The 12683-nt window shown below is 73.6% G+C and carries 12 protein-coding genes; 4 read left to right on the top strand and 8 right to left on the bottom strand.

What is annotated here, in order from left to right:
* Positions 1-25: 25 nt before the first annotated feature.
* The 5 genes from ACFCY1_RS24785 to ACFCY1_RS24765 all read right to left on the bottom strand — a co-directional run bounded on the left by ACFCY1_RS24785 (position 26) and on the right by ACFCY1_RS24765 (position 4791).
* The gene (locus tag ACFCY1_RS24785) at positions 26-322 is read right to left on the bottom strand and encodes a hypothetical protein (RefSeq protein WP_049649263.1); all 297 of its coding nucleotides are present in this window, start codon (positions 320-322) and stop codon (positions 26-28) included.
* Positions 319-1026 carry a helix-turn-helix domain containing protein gene (locus ACFCY1_RS24780; RefSeq protein WP_375876089.1) on the bottom strand — a complete coding sequence of 236 codons (708 nt, stop codon included), beginning with the start codon at positions 1024-1026 and terminating at the stop codon, positions 319-321. The genes ACFCY1_RS24785 and ACFCY1_RS24780 overlap by 4 nt, the downstream gene beginning before the upstream one ends.
* A complete protein-coding gene (locus ACFCY1_RS24775) occupies positions 1023-3191 on the bottom strand; it encodes a hypothetical protein (RefSeq protein WP_375876088.1) in 2169 nt (722 codons plus the stop codon). The genes ACFCY1_RS24780 and ACFCY1_RS24775 overlap by 4 nt, the downstream gene beginning before the upstream one ends.
* Positions 3191-3667 carry a hypothetical protein gene (locus tag ACFCY1_RS24770; protein WP_074005426.1) on the bottom strand — a complete coding sequence of 159 codons (477 nt, stop codon included), beginning with the start codon at positions 3665-3667 and terminating at the stop codon, positions 3191-3193. Before ACFCY1_RS24770 ends, ACFCY1_RS24775 begins: the two co-directional genes overlap by 1 nt.
* A 206-nt stretch (positions 3668-3873) precedes the next feature.
* Positions 3874-4791, bottom strand: coding sequence for a helix-turn-helix domain-containing protein (locus ACFCY1_RS24765; RefSeq protein WP_375876087.1), 918 nt, complete (start codon positions 4789-4791; stop codon positions 3874-3876).
* A 228-nt stretch (positions 4792-5019) separates the two neighbouring features.
* Here ACFCY1_RS24765 and ACFCY1_RS24760 point away from each other — a divergent pair, with 228 nt between their 5' ends.
* The 3 genes from ACFCY1_RS24760 (at position 5020) to ACFCY1_RS24750 (ending at position 8405) form a co-directional block, all read left to right on the top strand.
* A complete protein-coding gene (locus ACFCY1_RS24760) occupies positions 5020-5727 on the top strand; it encodes a CHAP domain-containing protein (protein WP_375876086.1) in 708 nt (235 codons plus the stop codon).
* A 382-nt stretch (positions 5728-6109) separates the two neighbouring features.
* Positions 6110-7627: a S8 family serine peptidase gene (locus ACFCY1_RS24755; protein ID WP_375876085.1), complete on the top strand. Its 1518-nt coding sequence runs from the start codon at positions 6110-6112 to the stop codon at positions 7625-7627.
* A 238-nt stretch (positions 7628-7865) separates the two neighbouring features.
* Positions 7866-8405, top strand: a complete 540-nt coding sequence (locus ACFCY1_RS24750; protein ID WP_375876084.1) for a hypothetical protein — start codon at positions 7866-7868, stop codon at positions 8403-8405.
* Positions 8406-8529: 124 nt separating this feature from the next.
* On the opposite strand, the gene ACFCY1_RS24745 is transcribed toward ACFCY1_RS24750, so the two are convergent.
* The 3 genes from ACFCY1_RS24745 to ACFCY1_RS24735 are packed head-to-tail and all read right to left on the bottom strand — an operon-like array spanning position 8530 to position 11134.
* Positions 8530-9132 carry a hypothetical protein gene (locus tag ACFCY1_RS24745; RefSeq protein ID WP_375876083.1) on the bottom strand — a complete coding sequence of 201 codons (603 nt, stop codon included), beginning with the start codon at positions 9130-9132 and terminating at the stop codon, positions 8530-8532.
* Positions 9129-10388, bottom strand: coding sequence for a hypothetical protein (locus ACFCY1_RS24740; protein ID WP_375876082.1), 1260 nt, complete (start codon positions 10386-10388; stop codon positions 9129-9131). The genes ACFCY1_RS24745 and ACFCY1_RS24740 overlap by 4 nt, the downstream gene beginning before the upstream one ends.
* Positions 10389-10390: 2 nt before the next feature.
* A complete protein-coding gene (locus ACFCY1_RS24735; RefSeq protein ID WP_375876081.1) occupies positions 10391-11134 on the bottom strand; it encodes an ATP-binding cassette domain-containing protein in 744 nt (247 codons plus the stop codon).
* Between the two features lie 401 nt (positions 11135-11535).
* Between ACFCY1_RS24735 and ACFCY1_RS24730 the strand changes: the two genes are divergently transcribed.
* Positions 11536-12516, top strand: a complete 981-nt coding sequence (locus ACFCY1_RS24730; RefSeq protein ID WP_375876080.1) for an endonuclease/exonuclease/phosphatase family protein — start codon at positions 11536-11538, stop codon at positions 12514-12516.
* Positions 12517-12683: the final 167 nt, after the last annotated feature.

Below are 12683 nucleotides of genomic sequence, written 5' to 3'. Positions count from 1 at the left end.
GTGTGCCGGGTGCCGGGGGGAGGGGTCAGTGCTCGTCGGGGTAGGCGTAGCGGTGGAGGGCGTCGATCAGGCCTTCGACCAGGTCGCCGAACGGCGTGGTCCGCCAGTCGCCGTCGAAGCCGCCCTCGGCCAGGAGGATGTCGGCGAGTCGGTCGGTCAGCTCCTGGGCGTCCTCCTCGCTCGGCGGGGTGGCCGGGTCGAGGGCCACGCCGCGGGCCTCGGCGGCGCGGCGCAGCACGGTGAGCTTCTCGTCGGAGCCGGCGAACCATGCGGGGCGGTCGGGGTCCGGTGCGGTGTGCCGGTCCGGATGTCCTGCGCTCACCGGTTCTCCCCGGGGATCCAGCCGCGGACTTCGAGGTACTGGATGTCGGCGTCGGCGATGGCGCGGCCGGTCTCCACCAGCCAGGCCTTCATGGCCTCGGTGACGTCGCCGTGGTGGTCGGCGACGCGCCGGGACCACTCGGCGGCGTCGAAGCCCCCGGTGCCGGCGGAGCCGTAGGTTCGCTCCTCGGTGCCGTCCGCGCGGGGGACGAACCCGCGCCGGATGCCGCCGGAGTCCTGCTCCGAGCCCGCCGAGTACACGTACTGGTCGGCCTTCATCCGGACGGTGAAGGCGAGGCGGCCGCCGGCCCGGCCGGTCTCGTGCACCACGGGTGCGAGGTGGCCGGCGCCGGACCTGATGGCCTGTCTCCCGGCTCGGCCGGCCATCGACCCGCCGGCCTCGCCGACGGTGTCCTTGCCCCGGACCCGGGCCTTCTGCCCGGTCCTGGTGCGGCGGCGGCTGGTGTTCGCCTCCGCGATCCCGGACAGCGTCTCCTCGTCGCGCTCGCCGCCGCGGACCGCCCGGACCAGCTGACGCAGCGCGCCGACCATGCTCGCGCCCTTGCCCTTGGTGAAGAACTGGGAGACGAGGGAGGCGTCGCGGCCGAGCATCCCGGCGACCTGGCGTTTGGTGTAGCCGTGGTCGATGAGCTGCTGGGTCAGCCGCGCGGCCTCGTTGGGCTGGTTCGGGTCGGCCGGGCTCACCGGGTCTCCTCTGCGGCGAGTTCGGCGCGGCCCAGGCCGCGCAGCTTCAGGTACTGCTCCTGGCTGGTGGGGTGCTCGACGGGGCCGGTGAGGTGGCCCTTGAGGAGGTAGTCGCCGGGCTCGCCGCGGTAGGGCCAGGGCTGGCGCTCGGTCAGGGCGATGCCGTCGGTGCCGAAGTAGACGACGGTGCCGGGCTTCGCGTGCAGGGCGCCGGCGTGGCCGATGACCTCCTTGCCCTGGCGGTACCTCATGTCCAGCAGCGCCGCCCGCGCCCCGGACCACACGTAGGCGGCCCACTCGGGGTGCGCGTACGGGTCGCGGGAGAAGCCGGCCTGCCGCTGCCAGGTCACCACCTGGTCGTCCCGGCCGAGGATCTCGACCCCGGCGGGCAGGGTCTCGCCGATGGGGGTGGTGCCGGAGACCAGGCGCGGGCGCTGGGCGAAGCCGCCGAGGCCGAACAGCAGCACCGCGCGGACGGCGCGGGAGGCGAGGTAGGCGGCGGTGCGCTGGCGGTCGTCGCCGTGCATGCGGGAGAGGTTGGTCAGGTCCGCCCACGCCGACTTGAGGCGCTTGCCCCACTCGTCGAGCGGCTTGCCGTCCTCCCAGAGCAGGCCGCCGAGGACCTCGATCCGCCACGGCGCGAGGTGGTTGGCCAGGGCGAGGTGGACCTCGGCGCCGCCCGCCCAGGTGGTGAACGTGGTGCCGGGCTCGGACGGGTAGACCCAGGCGCGGTCACCGGTCACCGGCGCGGGCAGCAGGCCGACGTGGTTCCAGCCCTGCGGGACGGTGACCTTGACGTTCCAGTGCGAGCAGGACATCAGCGCCTTGACCTGCTCTGCCCCGGTCATCGCGGCGAACGCGGCGGCGGTGATCCGGCGCGGGGTGCCGACCGGCGACTTCCACAGGTGCTTGGCGTAGGCGAAGGTGCGGTCGTACTCCACCAGGGCGGGCAGCTGCTGCGGGACGCGCGGGGGCAGGACCAGCTCGGTGCGGCCCTGGCCGCCGGTGGCGTGCAGCAGGCCTCGCAGTTCCTCGGACAGGACCGGGTAGCCGCCGGCCCACTTGCCGGTGGTCGGGACGGTGCGCGACCACAGGTCCCGGCCGGTCTGCGACGGCGAGCCCATGAGGACCGCGTCGTCCCAGTGGCGGCGCAGCGCCTGCCACAGCAGGGTGAACGCCTGACGGCAGGTGACGACGTCGGCGCCGTCCGGGTCGAACCACTCCCCCATGGAGCGGATCTCGGTGGTGCCGCTGTCCGGGGCCGCGGTGGGGGCGTAGCGGCCGACGGGCTGGCGCTGGTGGACGAAGTGGCCGGCGAGCTTGTCGCGGCCGGAGCCGACGGCGGTGGTCCACCGCTCGGACGGGGTGTTCAGCCAGGCGGCGACGGCGTCCTTGAGGGTGGAGTAGCGCTCGGCGCCGTCGTGCCAGGGGGCGCCGGCGGTGATGTAGACGCGCTCCGTGCCCGGCGCGGCGTGCAGGACGGCGTCCAGGATCTCCCCGGGGGTGCGGGCACCGAGGTCGACCCGGACGACCTGGTCGCGGACCGCGAGCATCCCGGCGGCCGCGTCCAGGAACACCGTGGAGCGGGCCTGCTGCGTGAAGTTCGGGCGCTTGGAGAGCAGGCCGGTCGTCACGGCCTCGAACCGGGCGCCTGCCGGGCCTTCGGGGAGGGTGGGCAGCTCGCGCGGGCCGGCCTCGACCGCCGGACGTACCGAGGCCGCTGGGACGGCCGGCGCGGCGACGGCCGGGGTCGGCTGCTCGACCGGGGCCGGGGCCGGCTGCTCGACCACAGCGGCGGGGCGGGTCAGCGCCGGGGCGACGGCGGCGGGTGGCTCGGCAACCGGCGCCGGATCTGCCGCTTCCTCCGCTTCCGCCACTTCCGCGACGGGCACCGGGGCGGGCGCGGCGGTGCGGACGGCGGCCGGGGTCGGGTCCAGCAGCGGGGCGATCCGCACGACGTCGCCGACCGACAAGCCCGCGGCCTTCGCGATGGCGTCGGCCTTCGCGCCCTCGTACCCCGCCAGCCCGGCCACCCGTCGCGAACGCTGGGCGGCGAGCCTGTCCAACTCCTTCCGCGCGGCCGCGACCTGCTTCTCGGCGGCCGTGATCCCGGCGCGCAGCTCGCGCAGACCGGCGAGTTCGGCGGTGTACGTCTTGCGGTCCATCAGGCGCCGCCTTCCGCGGTGACGGTCGCGGTGGCGAGCTCCGCCGTCTCCCGGTCGATGCGGGCCAGGGCGGCCTTGAAGACGGGGACCAGGTCCTCGTTCATGACGTAGCCCGTCGTGCGCTGGTAGGAGGGGTTCTCGGGGTCGTACTGGGCCTCGACGGGCTGCGGCATCCCGACGGGCCAACGCTTCTTGGCGGCACCCCGGTTGACGGCCTTGGTGATCGCACCGGACCGACCGCGCAGGGACTCCGACCCGTCGGGGCCGCGCAGGTGGCCGGAGGCGACCCAGCCCTCGCCTTCGGCGGCGAGGCGGATGATCTGCACGGCGGTGGCCGGCAGGTCCCGCAGGAGTTGCGCGGCCCTGGTGACGGTCCACTGCGCGTCCTGGAGCACCGGCGCCGCCCCGTGCCTGCCCAGCAGCGCGAAGAGCTCACGCGCCAGGTCCTCGGACACGTCCTCCAGGACGAGTCTCATGTGAACCCCCTCATAGTCCCATGGTGTCGGCTAACTCCACATAGGGTAGCGCTGGGGTGCTTCCCGGCAGCGCGGGACCGGGCAGGTGGCCGCCGGTGAACCGGGCCGGCGCGGCGAGATCGTGGAAGCGCGGGCAGCGGGGGCCCGGGACGGTCTCGCCGCTGACCGTCTCGCCGTTGAGCCGGCAGATGTCGAAGACGTCGGCCTCAGGGGCGCCTGGAATCCTGGCACTTGAGCACGGCGGGCGGGGTGGCGCCGTCGTCGAGGCAGATCCTGACGGTGGAGGCACCGCCGGCAACATCCGCGGGGATTGCGGCGTTGTAGTTCTCGCTTGCGCCGCAGACGACGCCGGTGTGAATGCTGCCCAGTTCGCTGCCGGAGGCGGAGTAGCTCGTCGCCGTGGTGTCCCGGCAGTCGGCCGAGTCCTCGGACTTGCCTTGCCCGCTCAGGCCGACCGAGCGGTTGTACCAGGTCAGGGTGCCCTTCGTGGAGGTGTTTCCGTAGATGATGTCGAAGTCGGTGGTCGGGAAGGCGGCAGGAGGCGCGGCGGCGGGCGACGACCGGCGGGCCTCGTCCGCCCCGCCGGTCGTCGCCGTCGGGGCGAGCAGGCGGTGGATCAGCAGCCCGCCCGCGACCACCCCGGCCAGGGCCGCCGTCGCCACCGCCACCCAGGCGACCCGGTGCCGGCTCCGGCCCGCCGCCGGGGCCGCCGACGGCTCCCCGGCCCCGGCGGCCACCACCGCCTCACCCACGGCCGCTCCTGCCGCCACCGCGACCGCCGCCACCGGCACCGGGGCCGCCACTTTGGCGGATGCCGCCCCCGCCCGCAGTTCCTCGTCCACCCGCGCGCGCAGGGCGAGCGCCTGGTCGAGGTCCCCCTCCGCCAGCCGGTAACAGGACCAGAGCGCGCGGACTGCCGCCTCCGGCGCCGGGTGCCGGCCGTCCGGGCTCTCGTAGCGGGAGACGGTGGTCTGGGCGATGTTGAGCCGCCGGGCCACCGTCTTCTGCGGCAGTTCCCCCGCGCGGGCCCGCCACTCACGCAGCGTCCGCGCCAGCTCCACCCGCGCCGACGGCCCGGCCCCGACGCCCTCCGCCTCCGGCCCGGTGACTCCCCTGTCCGGCATCCGTCCGCTCCCCTCTCCTTCGGCCCGTGCATATCCGCAGCTCGGAGCGCACGCATACCCGACTGCATACGAATGAGTAACCATCTGATCGCGCAGCGTAGGAGTCGGCGGCCCGGCCGTGCAACGCTGACGACCAGCCGGTGAAACCCCCGGCGAATCCCACCCCCTCCCGTACCCGGGCATTCGTATGCCGCCCCGGGGCACGGGATGCACTCGAAGGAGTCACCGATGTACCCGACCCGTCACCTCACGCTCCCCGCCCTCAAGCAGCGCACGGGCCGCGCCGTCGCCCTCGCCGTGCTGGCGGCGGCCGCGCTCACCGGGACCGGCGCGGCGGACGCGCTCGCCCTCCCGGCGACCCCGCCCGCCGCCGGCTCCACCGCCACCGCCGACAGCAGCACCACCGCCACCGTCACCGTCACCGGCGGGACCGCTGCCGACGCCGACGCCCTGCGCGAGGGTGCCGCGGCGCCGGCGGCAGCCACCCTGCGGGACCGGATCGCGGCGGCGGCGCGCGGTCAGATCGGGGTCGTCGAGAGCAGCTCGGCCTGCCAGAAGTACCTCACCGGAAAGGGCCAGACCTGCCGCAACACCTCCTGGTGCGCGGCGTTCGCCGAGTGGACCTGGCGGCACGCCGGGGTGAAGAGCGTCCCGACCACCCTGCTCGGGCGCGGGGTCGGCAAGTGGGGGCAGGAGCACCACCTGTTCCACACCGGCTCGCCGAAGCCCGGCGACCTCGTCGTCTACGGCCCGCCGGCCTACGAGCAGGGCGGCCACGTGGGCGTGGTGGTCTCGGTGAACCGTGACGGCACCCTGGACACCGTCGAGGGCAACGTCAGCAACAAGGTGGCCCACCGCCACATCGACCCGCGCACCGCCAAGGGCGGCGTCAAGAAGTGGAAGATCTCCGGCTACGTGACCCCGCCCGGCGCCTGATCCCCACCTCCGCGTCCCGGCCCGGGGCCGCGTCCTCCGTGAGGTGGAGGGGCGGCCCCGGGCCGGGGGGTTCGCGGGCGGTGCGGCTGGGGGCGGGACCCCGGGCCCGGTCACGGTGTACGTCCTGGCGACCAAGCCGTGGCGTTCCGGGGGCAGTTGTCGATCCCTGCTCTCCGGTTCGACGCGGGGCAGCGCACCTTGGCGGGCGTCCGGGGGGGGCGTGCCCGGTGCGGGAACTCCCGGTCGCGCGGGCCGTCTTGGGCACGGTCGGCATATCGGGGCGAGGTGGTGGACAGCTTTACTCCCGTACCACCCTCATGTGCCTGCCCGGCCGTCACTCTGCTGTCGGGCGGGTCCCCCACCCTGATGATGCGGAGACCACATGGCTCGACGACGTTCCTTGCCCCGGCTCGGCCTGGCCGTCCCGGTCGCGCTGGCGCTGACCGCCTCGCTCGGCTTCCTTCCCGCCTCGGCCTCGGCGGCGCCCCGAATACCGTCCGCCGCGCAGGCCGAGGACGCGCACACCCTGTCGTACGTCGTCAACACCAGGACCGACCACCGCACGATCGCCGAGGTGCAGCGGGCCATCACCGCGGCCGGCGGCACCGTCGTCGTCACGTACGACGGGATCGGCGTCATCGTCGCCCACTCGGCGGACCCCGGCTTCGGCGGGCGGCTGCGCGCGGTGCGCGGCGTGGAGTCGGCGGGTGCCACGCGGACCGCGCCGCTGAGCGCGGCGGGGACGACCGAGGCGGGTGCCGTGCGGCGCCTGTCCGAGGCCGAGGTGGCGACGATCGCGAAGGCGTCCGGCAGCGGCACCGAACCTCTCGAAGCCGAGCAGTGGGCCCTGCGGGCGATCGGCGCGGACAAGGCCGCGGAGATCAACCCGGGCAGCAGGGACGTCACGGTCGCCGTCATCGACACCGGCGTCGACGACACCCACCCGGACCTCGCCCCGAACTTCTCCCCCTCGCAGTCCGCGAACTGCGCCAGCGGCAAGGCCGACACCACGTACGGCTCCTGGCGGCCGGTGGACGCGAACTACTTCCACGGCACGCACGTGGCGGGCACGATCGCCGCCGCCCGCAACGGCGTCGGCGTCGCGGGCGTGGCACCCGGGGTGAAGGTCTCCGGCATCACCGTCTCCCAGCCCACCCCGCGCCAGCTGATCTACGCCGAGAGCGTCGTCTGCGCCTTCGTGTTCGCCGCCGACCACGGTGTGCAGATCACCAACAACAGCTACTACGTGGACCCGTGGCAGTACAACTGCCTGGACGACCCCGACCAGAAGGCCATCGTCGACGCGGTCAACCGCGCCCAGCTCTACGCGCAGCGCAAGGGCACCCTCAACGTCGCCGGGGCCGGCAACGCCAACCACGACCTGGCCTCCGACGGCTTCACCGACGGCGGCAGCCCCAACGACTCCACCCCGGCGAGCCGGACGGTCGACCCGCACAGGTGCTGGGACCTGCCCGCGCAACTGCCGGGCGTCGTCACGGTCAGCGCGACCGGCGCCAAGGGCGCGAAGGCGTACTACTCCAACTACGGCCTCGGCGTGATCGACGTCGCGGCGCCGGGCGGCGACCAGTACCAGGCCTCGGACACGCCGTCCAAGGAAGGCGGCATCCTGTCGACGCTGCCGGACAACCAGTACGGCTACGAGCAGGGCACCTCCATGGCCACTCCCCACGCCTCCGGTGTGGCCGCGCTGCTGAAGTCCGCCCACCCGGAGGCGACCCCGGCCCAGTTGCAGGCACTGCTCAAGGCCCAGGCGGACAACCCGGGCTGCCCGGCCGGTCCGAACGGCGACGGCGCCGCTGACCCCGTCTGCGCGGGCGGCAAGCGCGTCAACGGCTTCTACGGCTTCGGCATCGTCAACGCGCTGCGCGCGGTCAAGTAGCCGGCGCCGCACCCGTCCCGTGCCCGAACGCGCTGACGCCCCCGGCTGTCCAGGCCGGGGGCGTCGGCGTTCGCGGCACGCCGGGTGCGCGCCACGCCCCACAGGTCGGGCGGTAGGCCCCGGGACCTTTCGGGCGGGTGCGGGCATTGAACGTCAACTACGCTGCTGTCACCATCAGTTGGCCGATGCAGGACCGGTCCGCCGAGCGGGCGCGGATACGGGGAGGGAGGCGGCGAGGGTGCGGACGGCAACACGGATCGCGGCGGGGGTACTGGCGGTGGCGCTCCTCGCCGGAGCGGCGGCGCTGACCTGGACGCTGGCCGCGGAGCGGATGAGCGCGGCCCTGGGGTTGGGCCCGCCGGACGGCGTCGTCGTGGTGGAGGACTGCTACGAGGTGTCCGACAGCGAGGGCTACAACGACGGCACCAACTGCAAGGGCCGCTTCACCCCCGCCGGCGGCGGCGCGGACCAGGCCCGGCCCATCGTGGTACAGGACACGAGCGGAAAACACCGGGCCGGCACCCGGCTGCCGGTACGGCTGGCCAAGGGCGTGGCCCACGAACCGTCGGCGTCACCCGCCATCAAGTACGGCATCGCCGCCGCCATGATCCTCGTCCTGGGCACCGTGTCGGCCGGCTGGCTGCTGACGACCGCCTGGCGCGGCCACGCCCCGGAGGGCAGCATCCTGCTCACCAGCGCCGGCGTCGGGCTCATGGCCGTAACGGTCCTGGGCATCGCCGCCGGCCTGCTCGCCGGAATCGTCGCCCTGTTCCTCTGAGCCGGATCGGCAGCCCGTCATGCGGCAACCGCTCGCTGCCGCGACTCGGGCGGGCACGTCATCGGTGCGGCCACGACCGAGGCCCCCTTCATCCGACGGTCCCGCTCCGACAGCGATCGAGACGTCAGTCGCCATCGACACCGGCACGCCAGCGCAACGGGGGGACGACGAGCGAGAGAGCACCGATGGCAAGCAGGACCAGAGCTTGTATCGACGCGGTAACTGATCTGGCGTCGTGCAGTGGCCAGGCCCAGATGCCGGGCCTGTTGTGCACCAGACCGAAGGAGGCGCACAGGAAGGGGAACAGCGCAGTGGCCGCCGTGGCGACTCGCCCTCCCGCGAGCCAGCGGATGATGAGGGCGAGGCCGAGGTAGCCGGCGAAGTCGCGGGCCAGCACGGTGGCGGCGCTGCCCGCGCCCGCCGTGGATGCCACAACGGCGGCCAGCGCGCAGACCACGACACATGCGGCCATGAAGGCCGCGTCCCATCCGCCCACGGCGCGGACCGCGACGCGCTCCGCGACAGCGTCGGCACGGGCCTGGCCCTCCAGGATCAGGCAGACGGGAACCAGCGGAAGGAGCGAGGACATGGGCAGGTCGAACGTCAGCCCGCCGATCACCACCGGGATGGGGACCATCACGGAGTCGGCGCCGCTGCCCAGCAGGATGCAGGAGAGCAGGCCGACGGCGACGGCGGGCACGTACCTGATGCGCAGCCACCAGATCATCGGACCGCCTGGAAGGAGGGCGCGCCCGGCTGATGGTACTGCGCGGGGTCCAGGACCGGCTTGACGTCGCAGCGACCCAATGTGTCCGCGTTCTTCCGGAACCACGCGAGCTGTTCACCCTGCGGGAGTGTCATGACCTGACGGGCGAGCTGCACCTCCTGTGGCCGGTAGCTGCCTTCGACCGTCCTGGGGGTGACTCCGGCCGTGAGCTTCAGCCAGGACGACAGTGGGGCGACCGCCTCCACGCCGGGCCAGCGGGCGAACGACTCCTTGGCGCAGTCGGGAGCCCCGTTGGGGATGTACCCCAGCGCGACGAGTGATTGCACCTCGTCCTTACCGGGCCGGGCGGATAACGGTGCCACCGTCAAGGGCTGTGCCAGACCAACGGCTTGGAGACGCTGGTGGGCCTCGACCGCCCAGTCGGTGATGCTGGTGGCGTCGGCCCGCTGCTCGGGCCACAGGCACACCCGTGGCGCCGCCGTGGTGCAGGCCTGCTCGCTTTCCGGACGTGCTTGCGCTGCGCGGTATCCGAGAGGTGCCGCGATCCCCGCCCCTGCCGTAGCCGTGGCCGCCAGTGCCAGGACGGCGGTCAGCCGGTAGTTCCCGCGCAGCCTCGTCCAGATCCAGGCGGCGACCACCATCCCGACAGCCACGACGGTCGGCGCGAGGACCGCCCGGGTGGCCGGCAGTTGGTCCAGCGCGCAGCACTCGGTGAGGTTGCGGCCGTTGAGCTGGCGGACCCAGAAGGCGTCGAGGGTCGACGGGTAGGCCATCCACAGGAAGCTGGCGACGAGGGTCAGGGGCACGGCGAGCAGCCGCGGCAGCATCTGTCCGAGCACGTAGCCGACCACGGCGTGCGCGAGGACGACCAGCAGTTCCAGGAGGATGACGACGGGGACGGACCAGCCCGGAACCCCACCGGCCTGCGGAACGAACAAGGCCAGGGCGGCCAGGACGGAGACCGTGCCGAGGGCCAGGGTCGGGGCCAGAACGGACAGGGCGATGGCGGTGGCGGAACGGGCGGGTGCCGTACCGAGGACCGCGGACCGGCGCACCTTGAGGCCTTCCCAGGCCCCGCAGGCCGCGACGGCGGGCGCTGTGAAACTGAGCAGGAAACTGCTCTGGGCCGTGACGGAAGGCCAGTAGCCGTCGGTGATCCAGCCGGTCATTCTGCCGCTGTACATCGTGATCCACACGAGCAGGACGGGCATGGCCCGCACGGCTGACGAGATCCGGAAGATGGTGCGCCAGGGCACGGTCACACCTCCCCGGTGACGATGCCGGCATAGGCGGTCTCGGCACGGCGTTCCGCGGGGACACCGTGCGGCGCGAGCGTCAGGAAGGAATCGATGGGCCCTTGATGACGCACCTTTCCCTGGTCGAGGACGACGACCGAGTCGTAGGTCTCGGCCAGGTCCTCGGTCTGATGAGTGGAGACGACGAAACTCGTGAGGTGGCGCAGCTCGCCGATCAGTTCCCGGAAGACTCCGCGCTGGACCGGGTCGAGTCCCGCCGTGGGCTCGTCCAGGAGCACGACCTGGGCGTCGTGTACCAGGGTCTGGGCGATCCCCAACCGTCGTAACTGTCCACCGGAGAGTTCCCCGCTGCGCCGGTCCGCGAGCGAGGTGAGCCCGACCTTCTCGATGGCCTGCCGGGACCGCTCCCAGGCCTCGCTCCGCGACATGCCCTTGAGCCAGCCCGCGTAGGCCGCCTGTTCCCGCACTCGCAGGCCGGGCACCGGCCGCACGTGCTGAGGGAGCCAGCCGACCTTCCGACGGTAGGCCTTGAGGTCCTTGGAACTGCTCGTGTCCAACCCGTCAAGGGTGATGCGACCGGCCTCGGGCCTGAGAGCGGAGGCGATCAGGCCCAGCAGGGTCGACTTGCCGGCGCCGTTCGGGCCGAGCAGCACGCTGCACCCTTCTCCCAGGCGGAGGCTGAAGGAGTCCAGGACCCGGGAGCCCTTGCGGTAGCCGAAGGAGCAGTCAGTTACTTGAACAGGCATGATCACCGATCCGCTTTGCATTCTGAGCTGGTGAGAGATGTGGCGCCGCGTCACCCGGACGCTTTCCCACAGACACGTGCAGCATCGGCTATCCCACTGCACGCCGGTCCGGGCGGTTGACACAGCCGGGGCATCCATGCGGGCGCCGGCACGTGTCGGAGCGTTCCTCCCCGGAGATGGCGACGGAAGCATGCTCACATCCGTTGATCTGCACCGTCTTCCTTCTGGAGGGCTCTGCCGCGAGGCCTGCTACGAAAGTTCGGATCCGATGATGCCGTACAGATCGGCGCGGGGCCCGGCTTCGGCCGGTGGTGCGGAACCGGGGCCCGGGCGCGGGCGTCCGTCCTTCTCGACGGCGGCCGGTGATCATGGCTGCCGGCCGCCGCCCTGGAAGGAGCACCGTGACGGACCGTACGTCGAAGAGCGCGTCGCCCGCCGGCCGGAGCCGTTGGCGGCTCGCCGCGCTGGTCGGGTGCGGGGTGCTGCTGCTGGGCCCGGCCGGGCTCGCGGTGGTGCGGCTGCTCGGGTGGGACGACGGCACGGTGCTGGCCCTGCCGATGGCCGGGCTGCCGTACGCGGCGCTGCTCAGCGTGCTGCTGCTGGCGGTGGTGGCGGTGCTGCGCGCTCGGTGGCTGACCGGGGTCGCGGCCGCGCTGGTGGTGCTGCAACTGTGGTGGCTGGTGCCCCGGTTCGTCCCGGACGGGGCCGGCGCGCCCGCCGACGCGCCCCGGCTGCGGGTGGCGACCAGCAACAACTTCATGGGGCAGGTCTCGCCGAAGTCCCTGGTCGACCTGGTGCGCGAGCAGCGGATCGACGTGCTCGCGGTCGAGGAGCAGAGCGACTCCGCCGCCGACGCCCTGGACGCGGCCGGCATCCGCACCCTGCTGCCCCACCGGGAGCGGCCGGCCGGCACCGACACCGCGCTCTACACCCGGCTGCCCGTCGGCTCCGCCGCCGACCCGGCCTGGCCGACCACCAACCTGACCGTCGACGTCGGCGGCCGCCCGGTGCAGCTCGTCGCCGTCCACACCTACTACCCGCTCGGCGACGCCCGCCGCTGGGCCGAGGACCTGCACGGCCTGCGCGCCGCCGCGCCCGGACGCAACCACAACGCGGTCCTGCTGGGCGACTTCAACGCCACCCTCGACCACAAGCCGATGCGCGACCTGATCGGCACCGGCCTGACCGACACCCACGAGGAGCTCGGCGCGGGCCTCTTCCCCACCTGGCCCCAGGACCACCCCGACTACCGCGTCCCGGCCGTGATCCAGATCGACCACGTCCTGCACGGGCCCGCGCTCACCGCCGTCGACGTCTCCGAGCACGCCCTGCCGCGCAGCGACCACCGGGCCGTGGTGGCCGAACTCGCCGTCCTGCGCTGAACGCTGGACCCGGGGAGCCGGGGGCAGCGGTCGGCCGGCGGTCGGCCTGCGGGAGTGAGCGTCCCGCGACGGACGACGGCACGGGGTAGACGCCGGCCGGGCGCGGCCAGGGGTGTGCGGCGGGCGCGGAGTTGAGTATCCGTGCTCAGGACGGGCCGGGGGTTCCG

The sequence above is a fragment of the Kitasatospora sp. NPDC056273 genome (assembly GCF_042268845.1).
GTDB lineage: Bacteria > Actinomycetota > Actinomycetes > Streptomycetales > Streptomycetaceae > Kitasatospora.
The sequence above is the reverse complement of the archived record's forward strand: the minus strand, read 5'-3'. Positions and strand labels throughout refer to the sequence as shown.

Excerpts from the sequence above, each read along its gene's own strand:
- ACFCY1_RS24775 (WP_375876088.1), bottom strand. The coding sequence starts at position 3,191 with ATGGACCGCAAGACGTACACCGCCGAACTCGCCGGTCTGCGCGAGCTG.
- ACFCY1_RS24770 (WP_074005426.1), bottom strand. The coding sequence starts at position 3,667 with ATGAGACTCGTCCTGGAGGACGTGTCCGAGGACCTGGCGCGTGAGCTC.
- ACFCY1_RS24765 (WP_375876087.1), bottom strand. The coding sequence starts at position 4,791 with ATGCCGGACAGGGGAGTCACCGGGCCGGAGGCGGAGGGCGTCGGGGCC.
- ACFCY1_RS24760 (WP_375876086.1), top strand. The coding sequence starts at position 5,020 with ATGTACCCGACCCGTCACCTCACGCTCCCCGCCCTCAAGCAGCGCACG.
- ACFCY1_RS24755 (WP_375876085.1), top strand. The coding sequence starts at position 6,110 with ATGGCTCGACGACGTTCCTTGCCCCGGCTCGGCCTGGCCGTCCCGGTC.
- ACFCY1_RS24745 (WP_375876083.1), bottom strand. The coding sequence starts at position 9,132 with ATGATCTGGTGGCTGCGCATCAGGTACGTGCCCGCCGTCGCCGTCGGC.
- ACFCY1_RS24735 (WP_375876081.1), bottom strand. The coding sequence starts at position 11,134 with ATGCCTGTTCAAGTAACTGACTGCTCCTTCGGCTACCGCAAGGGCTCC.